Below are 15442 nucleotides of genomic sequence, written 5' to 3'. Positions count from 1 at the left end.
AATTAGGGGGAAAATATGCTGAATACAATTAAGAATGCCTCGTTTTGGGTAAAACTGCGCCGATTCAGTATCAAAAAAAGGCTCAGCTACAGCTTTGCATTTCTGGTGATATGTCCGATCGTGATTATCATGCTGGTGACGCATATGATCTTTGGCAAGGCCATGAAGAATAATCTGCGCTCCTATTCCGAACAGCTGATGGCTCAGCTGGCGGCGAACATGGCAGGTGAGATTAATTGGCTTGTGGACTGCGCCATGGAGCTTGCCTACTCAGAGAGCTTTCAGAATATGGTTCAATATCAGGAGAAAGTGGACTGGGATTTCCTGAATAACTACCGGCTGGTCTGTAACATGAGCAGCGCGAAGTTCAATTATAAGAATTATATACAGCAGGTAAATTATATCGGCCAGACGGACAGGGTCTACACACTGTATGGGAACAATGCCGCCATTTTGCAGGAGAATATAAAAGCCATATTGGAAGAGACCAAAGACCGTATGTCCCCTTATTTCTGGTATTTTACTGGGAGTAATGAAGAAGACGAGCCTGCCTTATACCTGCTGTGTCGCGTCCGAAAACTGACGGTTGGTACAGTCAGCGGCACGATGGTGATCAGCCTGGGCAGTGAATTCCTGTCGGATTTTTACGAAAATATGAGCGAATCCTTAGGGGAAGGAACCCGCATCTTTACTGTAAATGACACCGGTGTCCTGGTATCCGGCAACCGGGATGCATACCGCTATCTGGAGCCGGAGAGCCTGTCGGAAGCGTTCCGGCAGGAGAACAGCAACAGTAGAAATTTCCGGGTTCAGGATGATAAATACATGGGTGTCTGGAGCGGCATCGGTAATACGGGATGGAAGGTGATCGCTTTAATCCCCTACGCTTACATCAATTCTGTGTCGAATTCCACCAGTATACTTATCTTGTGTATCGGTTTCGTCGTCCTGCTGCTGGCGCTGATTATTGCGGCGATCCTGAATACCAGTATTGTCATGCCCTTAAACAGGATATTGGATTACACCCTGCTTCTGCGGCAGGGAGAATTCAGAAGACAGATCGTGGATGATGGGGAAGATGAGATCCGGCAACTGGCAGACTCGTTTAACTGTGCCACGGATGAGATTAACCGCCTGATGTTAAGCGTGAAGGAACAAAGTGAGCAGAAGGCCAGGCTGGAATTCGATGCCCTGCAGGCGCAGATCAATCCTCATTTCCTGGCGAACACGTTAAATACGATATCATACCTGGCACAGCTTCGGGGAATGCAGAATATCGAAAATATTGCGAAGGCGCTGACCAATATCCTGATGGTCAGCATGGGAAAAGAAAGTAAAATTATACCGCTGGAAAAAGAAATATCCTATGTAAAGGATTATCTGCTGATTCAATCCTACCGCTATACGAATCTGTATCAGGTGGATTTTGATATTCAGGGGGAATTGCTCGGCTATAAGATACCCAAATTTATCCTGCAGCCCATTGTAGAAAATGCGATCGTCCACGGTGTCTCAAACCTTCGGGACGGATATGGGCATATCCGGGTCAGCGGGTATCTCTGCGGTGAGGAGATTCATCTTGCGGTGGTGGACAATGGTCCGGGGATTCCGGTTAAGGTTCAGAAGGAGCTGTTAAACGGGAACCGTGAGAAAGGGATGTGCGGACTGGGTGTGAGGAGTGTGGATCAAAGGCTGAAACTTCTGTTCGGTGATACATATGGCCTGTTTATCTCCAGCAGATCAGGGTTTACTAAGGTTGAGCTTATATTTCCGGTGGAAGGGGGCAGCGGGATTGAAGACAGTTCTGATTGCGGATGACGATTATATGGCGAGGCAGAAGCTCAGAGGGATCATGGTTTGGGAACAGTACGGCTACACCATATCCGGGGAAGCGGCCAATGGAAAAGAGGCGCTGGATCTGATCCGGGAACAAACACCGGATATCGCGTTGGTGGATATGGACATGCCTGTCTTGAACGGGGTGGAGTTGATTCGAAAAATGAAAGAGTTAAAGCTTCCGATATCCGTGATTGTGCTGAGCTCTTATAATGACTTCGATTATGTCCGGGACAGCATGAAACTGGGGGCTCTGGATTACATCTTGAAAAGTGAGCTGAATAAAAAGCAGCTCCTTGGGACACTGTCCTGCGCAAATACGGGTCAGGACCAGGAGACAAGACAGGGATTCTCCGATCAGGATGAAGTATATATACAGGAACTGTATGTGCGCAAAATTCTGCTGGGTCTTCTGAAGGAAGGGGAGCAGGGAGGAGAACTGATTGAGCGCTATCAGCTGCCCATAGACAAGAGTAGAAATATGCTGGCGGTATGTGAACTGGATGATTATTATCTGGCGGTGGAAAAGATGGATGAGAAAGGGATATTTACCTTTCATCAGTTTATTGAGCATCTGTGGAAAGAGGCAGCTTTGAAAGTACCTGAGATTTTCCCTGTGAAAATCGAAGACCGAAGATACTGCCTGGTGCTGTCCTGCCGGAGCATCCTCAGTATTGGTAATGCGCAGCGGCTGATGGAGTCTGTTTTGTCGGAGATCCGAAGCAATATGCTCCGGTTCCTGAACATGACGATCAGTATCAGCATCAGTTCGATCTGTCTGAGTCTGACAGAGCTTTCGGACTATTACCGGAAATCAGAGCAGAGACTGAAGAATAAATTTTATCTGGGGAAAAACGCGGTGATTCATGTGAGCGAGGAAGCGGTTCCAAATAGGGATGGCGGGGGGCAGGAAACACAAATCTGTTTTGGCGTGGAACAGGAAAAAGAAATGCTCTTTTTATTTTCGATCGGAGATGTCTCAGGACTGACGGAGAAGATACGGGATATTTTCTTACAGATGGAGCGCAGCCGGAAGGAGGAGTCCCAGGCCAGAACGTTAATCATAGAACTGCTGGGAGTAATCCGGACTGTGGCAAAGCGAAACGGAGCGGACTTCCAACTGCTCTGCGAGATCGAGGAACCCTTCCATAGGGTAAAACAGTATGAGACGCTGAAAGATCTGGAGAACTGGATTCTGGATATCTGCTATCGCCTTTGTGAGCAGACTGCTCAGCGGGAAAAACAGAAAAACTATAACCGCCTTACGGTAAATGCGGTTTTTTATATCGATCACAATTATGCCAGACCAATTTCTCTAAGTGACGCGGCGGAATATCTGCAGGTCAGCAGCAGTTACCTAAGCAGGATCTTTAAAAATGACACGGGCATGAATTTCGTCAATTATCTGAACCAGGTGCGTATTGATAAGGCCAGGTCCATGCTGGAGGGACAGCCGGTCCGTCAGATAAAGAGTATCGCGCGTGAAACCGGATTTAATAACTATAATCATTTTTTTACTGTTTTTAAGAGTATCGTGGGTATGAGCCCGGTCGAGTATCAGGAGAGGGAGAGGTAAAAGTATTTTGCAGCATAGCTGCTCCATAAGGTATCTTTTTTTCAGTAAAACGCCCGCATGGAGGTAATTATGTCAAAAAATATTATGATATGTCAAAATAATTTATATATTTTGCATAAGGCGGAATGATAGAATGTGATTAGTCAATTGACAGAGACGAGATAGGGAGGTTCACCCATATCTTATTTTGCAGCTTTAGCTGCAAACCCGCCCGCGGGACATGTATGAAGAGTATCTGTAGGAAATAACGATATGTGCAGTAAAACGTACGTATATGAGAAAACCAGGTAAAGGAGAAGGATGGGTTATGGCGAAAAAATGTCGAAGATGGGGTGCTTTGCTGCTTGTATTGGCTATGCTGGGCGGGATTTGTGCCTGCCAGTCTAAGCCGGAGGCTGCGGAGGACGTGAAGGCTACAGGAAGTTCAGAACCCGCGAAGAGCGGCGGGGAGGATGCGGATAAGGGGGAGAAGATTCCGCTGAGTGTGGAGTTCTTTGTCACGGAGGATAATATGCTGGATATCGCTCAGTATATTGAGGAGGTATTGCCGGAGCAGTATCCGGATTATGAGGTGAAGTTCGAGATTACCCAGGGAGATGCGCAGACGGTGGAGACGAAGATACGGACAGCGCTGGCTTCAGGGAGTAATTCGGTGGATGTGTGGTGGTGTCATGGAGGGACGTGGGCGACACCTTTGATTAATGGGAATTATGTGCTTAAGATGAATGATTATCTGGAGGCATCGGGTTTCTATGAAGATATGGTTTTGCAGGTGGCTTCGTTTGTGAAGGAACAGGAGAATGTCTATGCGATTCCTTTTGAACCTACGTCTTATTGGGTTAATATGTACAATAAGAAGGCCTTTGAGGAAGCAGGGATTAAGGAGGTGCCCAAAACTCTGGATGAGTTTATGACGGCTCTGGAAGCGCTTAAGAATGCGGGATATACACCGATCGTTACGGGGGCGAAGGATCAGTGGATGGCCCTGGATTTTATGGAGACACTGGCATATACGGTATCGCCGGAGGATTCTTTTAAGGCTGTGAATGGGGAGCTGAAGTTTGCGGACAGTGAAGCCTGGAGGAAGGCGGCTGAAGTTACCAGGGAAATGCTGGATAAGGGGTATTTTCCGGAAAATATAGGGCTGATGGACAGAACGGAGGCAGATGCGCTCTTTGCTACAGAGAAGGCGGCGATTATATCTGAGACCAGTTCTACCTTGACTTCGGTCTGTCAGCAGTTCGGGGAGAATGCGGGTCTTATGTATTATCCGATGGTGAATGCGGCAGATGTGGCAGATTATGGGATTAATATTTCGGGCGGCCAGAAGACGAATTGCGGATTTATGGTAAATGCGGCCACTAAGAATCCGGATGCCGCAGTAGATCTGGCAATCGGCCTGTCAAAGCTTCGGAATCAGTATGAGTATACGGTGCTCGGAAATGTGGCGGTTCCTTTTGACGCACAGAAACTGGGCTGGGAACTTCCCGAAGAACCTGCGCCGGCCATCGCTCAATTCGCGGAGGATATGAAGAAATTCAAATACTCCAAAAACTTTTTGCAGGATATCATGCCTACTTCTACCGGAACAACGCTGTCGATGGAAGCGGCCAGTAAGTTTTTTACTAATCCGGATTATTCGGTAGACGAGTTCCTGACAGACCTGGATAAAGCGGTGGCAGCGGAATAGAAAAGTGGCAAAAGCAGTGATCCGTGCGGGAACGGATGCTATATGAAGATCATGATGATGGGGCTGCCGCCTGCTGTTTCTGAGGTGGCAGCCCCATTTTACGAAAAAAGCAAGGGAGTGGTGCAAATGAAAAGAGTATTGGGGAGGAAACGGAATATTATTCTGTTCTGTGCACCGGCGGGAATTCTGTTCTTAAGCCTGGTGATCTATCCCATATTCAATATCTTTTATCTGGCGTTACAGAAGACGGACGGGATTTCTTTCCGTGAGTTCGCGGGACTAAATAATTTCAGACAGCTGTTTGAAGAGAATTATTTTATAAATGCGAATTGGAAGTCACTGGGGCTTGCTTTATTTGCTACGGTGGGAATCGCACTGTTGGGAACGGTTATCGCGTTTCTGACCTGTGGACTTAAGACAAGGGTGCAGAGATTTTATAAGACGTCTTATCTGATACCCTTTGTCCTGTCGATTAGTGTGATCTCACAGCTGTGGCTTTCGATTTACCATTCGGAATGGGGTGTGCTGAATAAATTACTGGACTTTCTGCATCTGTCTTCCTGGAAAACCTCATGGCTGTCCAATCAGCATACGGCTATGATCTGTGTGGCGATCGTGGGTATGTGGTGGGTGCTGGGGATGACGATCCTGCTCGTATATACGGGGATTATGGCGGTACCGGTCTCCTATTATGAGGCGGCGAAGATCGACGGGGCAAATTACTGGCAGGTGTCCCGGTTTATTACATATCCGTTGTGCAGGAATATTATTAAGACATGCATTATTATCAATACCATCGGGGGATTCTATACCTTTCCTCAGGTGTATGTAATGACCAAGGGAGGTCCCGGAGATCTTACGATGACAGTCATGATGCTGATCTATCGGGAGGCGTTTTCTAATTCCAGACTGGGACTGTCCTGTGCGATCGCTGCAGTGACCATCGTGGAGAGTATCGGGATTCTGGCGGTGATTCATTTGCTCTTCCGCGATCAGGATGTGGAATACTAGAGGAGGGGAAAAGATGAAGAATCCGAATGAAATACAAAGCAAATGTGCGCGCAGGCTGGTGACGGCTGTGCTGGGCTGCGTGGTGGTCACGACACTTTATCCCATCTACTGGCTGATCGTCAATTCTTTCCGTCACACGGAACAGATCGTCACGGGAGATACCTTCGGGCTTCCCACAGAGCTATATCTGGGCAATTATTATGACGCTGTCGTGAACCGGCATGTGTTCCGGTATTTTACAAACAGCGTTATCTATACCTTGCTCACGATCGCGCTGACGGTAGTGATTTCGACCATGCTTGCGTATGCTTTGACGAGAATGCAGTGGAAATATAAAAAACAAGGGATGTCCATCGCCATGCTGGGAATCTTGCTCCCGTCCCAGATCGTGGTGATCCCGATCTTCATTTTGATGCGGAAACTGCATCTGGTGGACAATCCGCTTTCTATCATTATCGTGATATCAGCCTTTAATATCGGAATCTCTACCATGATAGCATCCGGATTCCTCAAGGGGATTCCATATGAGATGGAGGAAGCGGCTATTATGGACGGATGCGGAATCTTCCGGCTGTTTTTTGGTATTATCTTTCCGCTGTTGAAATCGCCGATCGCGGCCATGAGTATCTATATCTTTCTAAATAGCTGGAATGAGTTCATCTATTCCCTGGTATTGCTGAATAGTGACGGGAAAAAGACGCTGCCGCTGATGCTGCTTGGATATTCCACCCGATCCGGCAGTAATTTCGGAGGACTGTTTGCCGCTATGGTGATCACCAGTTTTATACCGATCATGATTTATCTGTTCTTCAGTAAACAGGTGGAGAAAGCGATCAGTGCCAGTTCGATCTTAAAATAAGAATGGAGGATTACATATGGGAAAGAAAGTTTTTGACCGTGATAACTGGGTCGTGCTGCTGGACGGGCGTATGATGATAGACCAGCTGATGGACCGGGAGGGGGTGCATCCGGAGTTTGAGTCATTATGGGGCCGCATCCCTCCGCGGACAGAATCCGACGACGAGTATCATCAGAAGGAAGAAGTCAACATCGTCTATTCCGGCAGCTTTATTATCGAAGTAGGGGATCAATCCTATTCGGTGAAGCCCGGAGACGTCATTACGATCCCCTCCAACATCCGCCACAAAGTGGTGAATGCTTCCGACGAGGAGGGAGTCTGGATCTGTCTTCTCTGGGATGCGAAGGAGGAAGGTGCGCTATGAGATACGTACAAATCCCGCATACCGAACTGCGCCCGGCGGTATTATCCATGGGTTCAATCTGCTCCGTCGAGGGTCCTGTGACAGACGCTTACCGGATTCTGGATATGTACAGGGATGCAGGCGGTAATCTGTTGGATTCTGCCAATGTATATGGGAAATTTTTTCCTGCGGGAACCAATATCTGCGATATCCATATCGGTAACTGGCTGAAATCCAGAGGCTGTCGTAACAGGTTTATCGTGGAGACAAAGGGAGGGCATCCGGACGTAAAGGATTTTACCCGGTCCAGGCTGGACATAGAGTCGGTCCGTTCAGATATCGAGGAAAGTCTCGCGGCGCTGCAGACGGACTCAATTGATCTGTTTTACCTGCATAGGGATGATAGGAGCTTACCGGTTGGAGAGATCATAGAGTACTTGAATGATTTCAGAAAAGTGGGACTCATCCGGCACTTCGGCTGCTCCAACTGGGAGCCGGACAGGATCTGTCAGGCACAGGCCTATGCAGCTGCACACGGCCTGGAAGGTTTTGCGGCGAACCAGCTGCTCTGGAGCATGGCGGATGCGGATATGAGGCATTATCCATGGGGAGGCTGCACGAATATGACAGCGGAAGCGTTCGATTATCACAGGACTGCAGATATGGCGGTATTTGCATATGAATCGCAGGCCAGGGGCTTTTTTCAGAAATACCGCGATGGCGGCGGTAAAGCAGTGCCGGAGAACCTGCTGGCTCTCTATGGAAGTCCCCGGAATATCGCAAGATATAAAAGGGCGGTCAGGTTAGCGGAAGATAAGGATCTGCCCCTGTCTGCGGTAATATTGGCTTATCTGACCAGTGCGCCGTTCCCTTCGGGGGCTTTGATCGGCCCCCGGACGCCGGAACAGTTTGAGGACAGTATGACGGCTGCGGATATAGAATTGACGCCGGAAGAATTTATATATCTGAAAGGGGACTCGGATTATCTGCAATAATTACTGCCCGCCGTATCATCGCCTTTTGCAAAGCAGCGTTAGCGGGCAACTCATCCGGTTATGTGTCTTGGGGTTCATCGAAACGCAACCAAAGATAACAGAACCTGGTACTTTTTGTTGGTGGTATTTCCGGAGAAAGGTGCTACACTTAATGCAGGAGGTGTGAAAAATATGATTTCAGAAAATCTCACTTTCCTGCGGAAAGCGCACGGCTATTCACAGGAACAGGTGGCGGAAAAAGTGGGGGTATCCCGGCAGGCGGTGGCTAAGTGGGAGAGCGGTGAGACGGTACCGGATCTGTCCAACAGTATGCTGCTGGCGAAGCTGTATCAGGTAACCCTGGATAATTTGGTGAATCACGATTCTAAAAAGGAATCGGTCCCGATTCCGCCCAAAGGAAAACACATCTTCGGAGCAGTCACAGTTGGTGAGCGCGGTCAGATCGTCATCCCCAAAAAAGCCCGTGAAATTTTTGATATCCACCCAGGCGAAAGCCTTATGGTGGTGGGTGACGAGGAACAGGGAATCGCGATTGTAAAGGCTGAGGTCTTTTTGAACCTGGCCCATGAGATCCTGGAGAAAGGCGGAGACGGCATATGAGAGAAAAGATACTGATTATCGGCGCCGGGATCAGCGGCCTGACAGCCGGAATCTATGCGGCGAAAGCCGGATATGAGGTTACCCTGTATGAAAAGCATACGATCGCGGGAGGAGAATGCACCGGATGGGACCGGCAGGGATACCATATCGACAACTGCATTCATTGGCTTATGGGAACCACGCCCGGGACCGAGCTGTATGAAACGTGGAAAACCGTGGGAGTAGTGGGAGAACATATCAAAATTCACAGAAATGACCGGATGTATACGTCCTGGCTGAATGGGCAGTCGCTGACCCTCTGGCAGGATATCGACCGCACGGAACAGGAGATGAAAGCCCTGTCCCCCGAAGATGCCCCCGCGATCAGCAAACTGATGGATTCCTGCCGGATAGCGAAAAAAGTACAGATACCCGCAAAAAAGCCTCCGGAGATGTTCCGGGCGCTGGATGGGATCAAAATGATGAAATCCATGTCCCCGGCCCTGAAGCTGTTCAGCCGCTATAAGGGTATGGATACCAGGGATCTGGCTGCGCAGTTTAAGCATCCGTTGATCCGCAGTGTGCTGTCAGACTTTTGTACGGAAGAATCCCTGGCACATTCCTTTCCCATGGCCTATGGCAATTTTGTAAGCGGGGACGGCGGCATTCCGGAGGGTGGTTCCAGCGCCACGGCCATGCGCATGAAGACACGGTTTCAGGAGCTGGGGGGCGTTCTGCGGGAAGGGACCGAAGTAGTACAGATCCTGCTGGACATGGGAAAAGATAACGGATTTTCCGGAAGACCGGAGGCAGGAAAAGCAGGTACTGTGAAGCCGGCCAGAGCAATCGGCGTACGGTTGGCGGATGGCACTGCCGAATACGGTAATTATATTATACCGGCCTGTGATACCAGTATTACTTTCGGAAAACTGATGCCGGAGGATTATATGGGAGAATTACTTCGAAGTATGTATGAGGACAGAGAAGCTTACCCCGTATACAGCACGTTTCAGACCGCCTTTGCTCTGGACTGCGGGCAGGATCCCATAGAAGCCGATGAGATTCTGGACTGCGCGAACCTGTGTTTCGCGCCGGGAGTGAAACCCCGGCTGACAGTAAAGACATACGCCTATGAACCATCGTTCGCTCCGCCCGGAAAACAGATCATACAGACACTGTTGGGCGGTTCGGAAGAACTGTATGATTACTGGAAAGAGCTGGGTTATGACCGTGAAGCATATAAGGCTAAGAAGGCAGAACTGGCAGAAAAGATCCGGTTAGAGCTGGAATTCCGATATCCAGCCTGTAAAGGAAAGTTACGGCTGCTGGACACCTGGACGCCTCTAACCTATCAGCGCTACTGTGGGGCTTACAAAGGGTTCTATCAGTCCTTTACCATAACAAAGAAGAGTGCGAAACAGCCCTACCCTCCCGCCGGGATCGTAGGCTTGCCAAATGTGATCTTAGCGGGTCAATGGATCAATCCTCCGGGCGGACTGCCGGGCGCCGCCATCTCAGGAAAGTTCGCGATACAGAGAATCGCGGGCAGATGAGCCGGCAGCGGAGTTTTTTGTAATGCAGTCCTGGCCTTGGCGCAGCATCCCCAGTAATTTCTGAGCGGCGATACTCAAAGTGCGCTCTGTGTCCACCACAAGGCAGATCTGTCTTTCCGGAAGCTCTTCATAGACCGGAATCTGACAGATCTCTCTTTTTTGCAGCGCGTCTTCTGCGAGCCCTTCCGGCAGAAAACCGATTCCCAGATTGTTTTTGATCATCAGAAGGACCTGGTCGGCGGTAGCCGCTTCCAACTCCGGCTGCAAGGCCAGATGCAGATCCTGGTAATAGCGGTGGAAAAATTCATAGGATTTCGTGTGTGGACCAAGTCCGACGAACGAATATCCCGTCAGTTCACTTAGATGCTGTGTTTGTTCAGCCAGAAAGGCGAACCCGGGCCCGCCGGTCAGGATCTCCCGATAGGAAATCAGAGGGATTTCCACGAGAGGTCTGGTGACATCCGTGGGTGTAGTGACTACGGCAAAATCCACAAGAGCGTCCTTGAGGGCATCGACCGCCTGGGGGGTGGAGTGGTTGGAGATCCGGAACCGGACTCCGGGGAAAACGGTATGGAATTCCCTGAGCTTTTGAAGCAGAAGCCCGTAAAGGGCCGTTTCCGTGGCGCCGAGCGATACCAGACCGCTTTCCAGCGCGCACTCCCGCCGAAGCGTTTCTTCTGCCGTTTCCAGACGGGCCACAGCGGATGCCACATGCTCATAAAGCTTCTGCCCTTCCGGAGTCAGCCGGACTCCACGGTTTGAGCGTGTGAATAACCGGCAGCCCAGTTCATGTTCCAGCAGGTTCATCGAACGGGTGATGTTCGGCTGACCGTTCATCAGCGCATTCGCAGCCCTGGTAAAACTTCCATATTTTGCCACATAATAAAAGATCCGGTAATGCTCATAAGATATATTCATAAAAGCTACTCCATATCAAAAAGATATTATCATTATCTTAAATATATATTTTACATATATCCATGTATAAGTTTAATATAAAATAGTAAAAAAATCAGCCTTCCAGATGTATATGATGAAATTATTTCAGAGGATATTAGAATGACAGCGAAAAAAGCCTGCAAACAAATGTCGGAGTCCATGACTCTGGCAGTATTTCTGACACTGGCCGGAGGTTTTCAGGATGCCTATTCCTACAACTGCCGGGGGAAAGTATTCGCCAACGCACAGACCGGGAATATCGTGCTGCTTGGCCAGAACCTGGCCCAGGGAAACTGGGATCTGGTCCTTCGCTATCTGCTTCCTCTGGCCGCGTTCCTGGCCGGAGTCTATATTACTGAATGGGTACATCACCGGTATAAAGACTACAGCCGGATACACTGGCGGCAGATCGTACTGGCGATCGAGATACTTCTTCTTCTGATCGTCGGTTTTCTTCCCCAGTCTTTGAACGGCCTGGCAAATATGATGATGTCATTTGCCTGCGCCATGCAGGTGAACAGCTTTCGGAAATTCAGAGGGATCCCCTGCGCCACCACCATGTGTATTGGAAATATGCGAAGCGCAACGGAAATGCTCTGTAAGTACCACATCACCCGGGATAAAAATCTGAGGAAAAAGAGCCTGCATTACTATTTTGTAATCCTGATTTTTGCCGTAGGGGCGGCCGCAGGCGCACTTATGAGTATACGGCTGGGAGAGCGCTCGATCTGGCTGGCGGCTATGCTGTTGATGGCCGGATTTATCCTGATGTTCATAAAAGAAGACATCCCAAAAAGCAAGAGGGCTATCCGGGAATGATCTACTTCTGAAACAACCCGCACAGTACCAGGGCCATTTCCTCAGGCTCTTCCATTGTGTTATGTTCAATCCATGCCCGGTATATATTGTACAGGGCGCCGGAGAAGGAATGAAGAGAATAGTAGAATTTCTGCCCCAGATCCTCCCGGTAATAAGTCTCGTTGATGTAATCCGTCAGCGCCTTCAAAACCATATCCCCCATATTGCTGTCAATGAGGCCGCGGATAAAATCTTTATATTTCTTAAAATACCGGAAACAGTGCAGCAAGTTCCGGTAATCGTTATAATTCCCTTTGGACGGCCAGGAAGCCACATCACGCCGGTAAGAATCCACGATGTCATCCAGATAATCCTGGAAAATCTCCTCTTTTGACTGATAATTCCGATAATAGGTCATGCGGGACACGCCGGCCTTCTCCGTCAGCTCGGTTACGGAAATGGCAGACAGCGGTTTGGTTTCTAACAATTGCATGAGTGCGGATACCATACATTCCTTTGCCAGGACATTTGCCTGGTTCCTTTTCGCTTTCATAAACAGAATCCCCTTATATGTAACAGTTCAAGTAAAACGCCTTGATTTTGATTATACATAATGTTACAATTTGTAACAGTATATGATGAAAATATTATATACCTAATACCGGTTTCGGGCAACAGTAATTAATTCTTATATAAAAGGCAGGTACATAGCGTGAGAAGAATAGCAGTTACTGCAGACAGTAACAGTGGAATTACAAGAGAAATGGCTGAGCAGGAGGGGGTATTTATCGTCCCTATGCTTTTTACCATTGACGGAAAGGAATATCTGGAAGGAGTTTCCCTTAAAAGCCGTGATTTTTTCATGTACCAGGAGGAGGGCAGGGATATCAAATCTGCACAGCCTACGGTGGGAAGTGTCCTGGAACTGTGGGACTCCCTGCTGAAAGAATACGACGAAGTAGTTCATATCCCCATGACAAAAGCACTGAGTGGTTCCTATGATACGTCGCTGGCTCTAAGCCGTGAATACGGGGACAGAGTCTATGTGGTGGATAACCAGCGGATTTCGGTCACTCAGAAACAGTCCGTTTGGGATGCCAAGCGGCTGGCCAAAGAGGGAAAGAGCGGCAGAGAGATTCAGGAGGTTCTGGAGGCCTCCGCTTCGGAATCCAGTATTTATCTCACCGTAGATACCTTAAGTTACCTGAAAAAAGGCGGGAGAATCACGCCGGCTGCCGCTGCCATCGGTGATATCCTGAATATCCGGCCGGTCCTCCAGATCCAGGGGGGCAAGATAGACGCCTACGCCAAGGTAAGAGGCAGAAAAAAATCCAAGCAGGTCCTGGTGGAAGCGATCCAAAAAGATATTCAGGAGCGCTTCGCAAAAGCGCAGAAGGGCAGGGGAATCAAGCTGCACGCGGCCTATGCCGGAATCCCGGAGGAAGCCATGGAGTGGAAACAGCAGCTGGAAGAAATCTTCCCGGGTTATACCGTAGATATGGATGAGCTATCGTTGAATATATGTACCCATGTGGGGAAAGGGGCACTGGGAATCGCGGTGACCTGTAACCTTTGTGGGGGGATTTGATTTACTAAGGGCCGGGTAGAACCCTGGGAGACGGGAGGGGCCCTTCTGTTGTGGGGCGCAGGGCGGATCCATGTCCTTTCGCGGGCTGCGGGCTGTACGCTGGCAGCAGCTAAGTGACATCCCGCCGGCAGGCTCAGGAACCGGGCCAATTCACCAGGAGCGCTTGATGCGTTCCCGGTTCAGTGGCCCTTGCACGTCGGACGTGAAGTCCGCCGCGCATCCTGAGCCTGCCGGCGGGATGTCACTAAGCTGCTGCTCAGCCGCCCTATGCCCGCGAAAGGACATGGATCCGCCCTGCGCCCCACAACAGAAGGGCCCCTCCCGTCTCCCAGGGTTTTACCCTGCTTTGGTGAATGGGGAGCAGTTAAGTCCGTTTTGACTGTGGGGGGGATCTGTTTTGTAAGTTTTAGGTAAGATCTCTGGACTTTGGATATCCTGGGAGTAGGTGCTTTAATATAAATGTTGTTAACGATACTGTTAACAGGTCAGAACTTGCAAAAAGGCTGTTGTTAAAGTAGGGATTAGGATAAACCGGACGGCTTCCAAGCCCCCGCTGCTTCTCTCTAATCCGGCCCTAAGTCAATTGCTTTCAGGTTTCTTAGATAGATAACAGTTAATTACAACTTATGATAAAACAATAGCTTTTATTTTTTGTTATACTGTCAAGGAAAGGAGAAGGACAGACATGTATGAATGGAACGAAGCGGTACAGCAGATGATCGACTGGCTGGACGCGCACATCACGGAGACACCGACACTTCTGGAAATGTCAAGGCAGATCGGGTACTCACCGTATTACTGCTCCAGCCAGTTCCACGCTATCACAGGTGTTACGCTGAAGAATTATATGGCGGCCCGCCGTTTAAGCTTGGCGGCCAGAGCTTTGCGAGACACCGATACGCGTATCCTGGATATCGCTTTGAATTACGGATTCTCATCCCAACAAGCTCTGACGAGAGCTTTTGTATATGCGTTCGGATGTACACCGGCCGCATACCGGAGAAACCCTGGTCCCATTCCTGTGTCCATGAAAAAAGAAGTCCTTTTCCCGGAATATTATGAACAAGGAGACAGAGATATGGAAAAAACAATTTTTACAGAGGCTAAAGTTAGAATCGAGTATATTCCCGCCCACAAATATATCGCCATCCGGGATGCGCAGGTCCAGGCCTATTTCCCTTTTTTCGAGCGCCACAACTGCGATGAGATCTGCGGTACGATCGAGAGTATGACTCATGTCATGCATCCGGTGGTCACCTGCCATACCGGAGGCTGGTTCTTAGAGAACGGCAGCAGGGGATACAGCTACGGTCTGGGGGTGCCTGACGATTATAACGGTCCTGTCCCGGAAGGATTCGAGATACGGGAATATCCCGGAAGCTATTATCTGGTATTTTATCATCCTGCTTTTGATTTTCTTCAGGATTGCGAAAAAGTACTGAACCGCGTGGAAAACCTGGCCTGGAATTTTGACCCGTCCACGATGGGCTTTGCCTGGAACGAGACAGAGTGCCAGGATTACCAGAGGATGATTCCCGAGACGATCGGATATGAAGTTTTAAGGCCTGTAAGAAAAAGTTAAGAACAGTAAGGCGAAAGAGCAGTATTGGGAGCGTATCGGCGTATGACATTAGAAATTTATTTTAATTATAATGGTCCTAAGTTATAATTGTCT

At 49.1% G+C, this 15442-nt stretch carries 14 protein-coding genes; 12 read left to right on the top strand and 2 right to left on the bottom strand.

Annotated elements, in window-relative coordinates:
- Nucleotides 1-15: 15 nt before the first annotated feature.
- The 9 genes from KTH90_RS17815 to KTH90_RS17775 all read left to right on the top strand — a co-directional run bounded on the left by KTH90_RS17815 (nt 16) and on the right by KTH90_RS17775 (nt 10442).
- A complete protein-coding gene (locus tag KTH90_RS17815) occupies nt 16-1818 on the top strand; it encodes a sensor histidine kinase (RefSeq protein WP_238727182.1) in 1803 nt (600 codons plus the stop codon).
- Complete coding sequence (locus tag KTH90_RS17810) at nt 1793-3412, top strand: response regulator transcription factor (RefSeq protein ID WP_238727181.1); 1620 nt, start codon at nt 1793-1795, stop codon at nt 3410-3412. The genes KTH90_RS17815 and KTH90_RS17810 overlap by 26 nt, the downstream gene beginning before the upstream one ends.
- A gap of 307 nt (nt 3413-3719) precedes the next feature.
- Nucleotides 3720-5102, top strand: coding sequence for an ABC transporter substrate-binding protein (locus tag KTH90_RS17805; RefSeq protein ID WP_238727180.1), 1383 nt, complete (start codon nt 3720-3722; stop codon nt 5100-5102).
- A 126-nt stretch (nt 5103-5228) separates the two neighbouring features.
- Complete coding sequence (locus KTH90_RS17800; RefSeq protein WP_238727179.1) at nt 5229-6113, top strand: carbohydrate ABC transporter permease; 885 nt, start codon at nt 5229-5231, stop codon at nt 6111-6113.
- Nucleotides 6114-6126: 13 nt separating this feature from the next.
- Entirely contained in the window at nt 6127-6972 is an 846-nt protein-coding gene (locus KTH90_RS17795) for a carbohydrate ABC transporter permease (RefSeq protein WP_238727178.1), read from the top strand.
- A 16-nt stretch (nt 6973-6988) separates the two neighbouring features.
- Nucleotides 6989-7336, top strand: coding sequence for a cupin domain-containing protein (locus KTH90_RS17790; RefSeq protein ID WP_238727177.1), 348 nt, complete (start codon nt 6989-6991; stop codon nt 7334-7336).
- Nucleotides 7333-8310 (top strand): aldo/keto reductase, encoded by a 978-nt coding sequence (locus KTH90_RS17785; protein WP_238727176.1) that lies wholly within the window; start codon nt 7333-7335, stop codon nt 8308-8310. The genes KTH90_RS17790 and KTH90_RS17785 overlap by 4 nt, the downstream gene beginning before the upstream one ends.
- A gap of 171 nt (nt 8311-8481) precedes the next feature.
- Entirely contained in the window at nt 8482-8910 is a 429-nt protein-coding gene (locus tag KTH90_RS17780) for a helix-turn-helix domain-containing protein (RefSeq protein WP_238727175.1), read from the top strand.
- Entirely contained in the window at nt 8907-10442 is a 1536-nt protein-coding gene (locus tag KTH90_RS17775) for a phytoene desaturase family protein (protein ID WP_238727174.1), read from the top strand. The genes KTH90_RS17780 and KTH90_RS17775 overlap by 4 nt, the downstream gene beginning before the upstream one ends.
- Here the strand turns inward: KTH90_RS17775 and KTH90_RS17770 are convergent.
- Nucleotides 10404-11360 (bottom strand): LysR family transcriptional regulator, encoded by a 957-nt coding sequence (locus tag KTH90_RS17770; RefSeq protein ID WP_238727173.1) that lies wholly within the window; start codon nt 11358-11360, stop codon nt 10404-10406. The two genes, KTH90_RS17775 and KTH90_RS17770, sit on opposite strands and share 39 nt — an antisense overlap.
- Before the next feature lie 141 nt (nt 11361-11501).
- Between KTH90_RS17770 and KTH90_RS17765 the strand changes: the two genes are divergently transcribed.
- Nucleotides 11502-12200 (top strand): YoaK family protein, encoded by a 699-nt coding sequence (locus tag KTH90_RS17765; RefSeq protein ID WP_238727172.1) that lies wholly within the window; start codon nt 11502-11504, stop codon nt 12198-12200.
- A gap of 1 nt (nt 12201) precedes the next feature.
- Here the strand turns inward: KTH90_RS17765 and KTH90_RS17760 are convergent, their stop codons facing one another.
- Complete coding sequence (locus KTH90_RS17760; protein ID WP_238727171.1) at nt 12202-12732, bottom strand: TetR/AcrR family transcriptional regulator; 531 nt, start codon at nt 12730-12732, stop codon at nt 12202-12204.
- A 159-nt stretch (nt 12733-12891) separates the two neighbouring features.
- Between KTH90_RS17760 and KTH90_RS17755 the strand changes: the two genes are divergently transcribed.
- Complete coding sequence (locus tag KTH90_RS17755; RefSeq protein WP_238727170.1) at nt 12892-13767, top strand: DegV family protein; 876 nt, start codon at nt 12892-12894, stop codon at nt 13765-13767.
- A gap of 685 nt (nt 13768-14452) precedes the next feature.
- Nucleotides 14453-15349, top strand: a complete 897-nt coding sequence (locus KTH90_RS17750; RefSeq protein ID WP_238727169.1) for a helix-turn-helix transcriptional regulator — start codon at nt 14453-14455, stop codon at nt 15347-15349.
- The last annotated feature ends 93 nt before the right edge of the window (nt 15350-15442 follow it).

Source organism: Diplocloster modestus, assembly GCF_019042245.1.
Taxonomy (GTDB): Bacteria; Bacillota; Clostridia; order Lachnospirales; family Lachnospiraceae; genus Diplocloster; species Diplocloster modestus.
Note: the sequence above shows the minus strand (reverse complement) of the source record. Positions and strands in the feature narration are given on the sequence as shown.

Excerpts from the sequence above, each read along its gene's own strand:
- KTH90_RS17790 (WP_238727177.1), top strand. The coding sequence starts at position 6,989 with ATGGGAAAGAAAGTTTTTGACCGTGATAACTGGGTCGTGCTGCTGGAC.
- KTH90_RS17750 (WP_238727169.1), top strand. The coding sequence starts at position 14,453 with ATGTATGAATGGAACGAAGCGGTACAGCAGATGATCGACTGGCTGGAC.
- KTH90_RS17800 (WP_238727179.1), top strand. The coding sequence starts at position 5,229 with ATGAAAAGAGTATTGGGGAGGAAACGGAATATTATTCTGTTCTGTGCA.
- KTH90_RS17805 (WP_238727180.1), top strand. The coding sequence starts at position 3,720 with ATGGCGAAAAAATGTCGAAGATGGGGTGCTTTGCTGCTTGTATTGGCT.
- KTH90_RS17785 (WP_238727176.1), top strand. The coding sequence starts at position 7,333 with ATGAGATACGTACAAATCCCGCATACCGAACTGCGCCCGGCGGTATTA.
- KTH90_RS17815 (WP_238727182.1), top strand. The coding sequence starts at position 16 with ATGCTGAATACAATTAAGAATGCCTCGTTTTGGGTAAAACTGCGCCGA.
- KTH90_RS17765 (WP_238727172.1), top strand. The coding sequence starts at position 11,502 with ATGACAGCGAAAAAAGCCTGCAAACAAATGTCGGAGTCCATGACTCTG.
- KTH90_RS17760 (WP_238727171.1), bottom strand. The coding sequence starts at position 12,732 with ATGAAAGCGAAAAGGAACCAGGCAAATGTCCTGGCAAAGGAATGTATG.
- KTH90_RS17775 (WP_238727174.1), top strand. The coding sequence starts at position 8,907 with ATGAGAGAAAAGATACTGATTATCGGCGCCGGGATCAGCGGCCTGACA.
- KTH90_RS17770 (WP_238727173.1), bottom strand. The coding sequence starts at position 11,360 with ATGAATATATCTTATGAGCATTACCGGATCTTTTATTATGTGGCAAAA.
- KTH90_RS17795 (WP_238727178.1), top strand. The coding sequence starts at position 6,127 with ATGAAGAATCCGAATGAAATACAAAGCAAATGTGCGCGCAGGCTGGTG.
- KTH90_RS17780 (WP_238727175.1), top strand. The coding sequence starts at position 8,482 with ATGATTTCAGAAAATCTCACTTTCCTGCGGAAAGCGCACGGCTATTCA.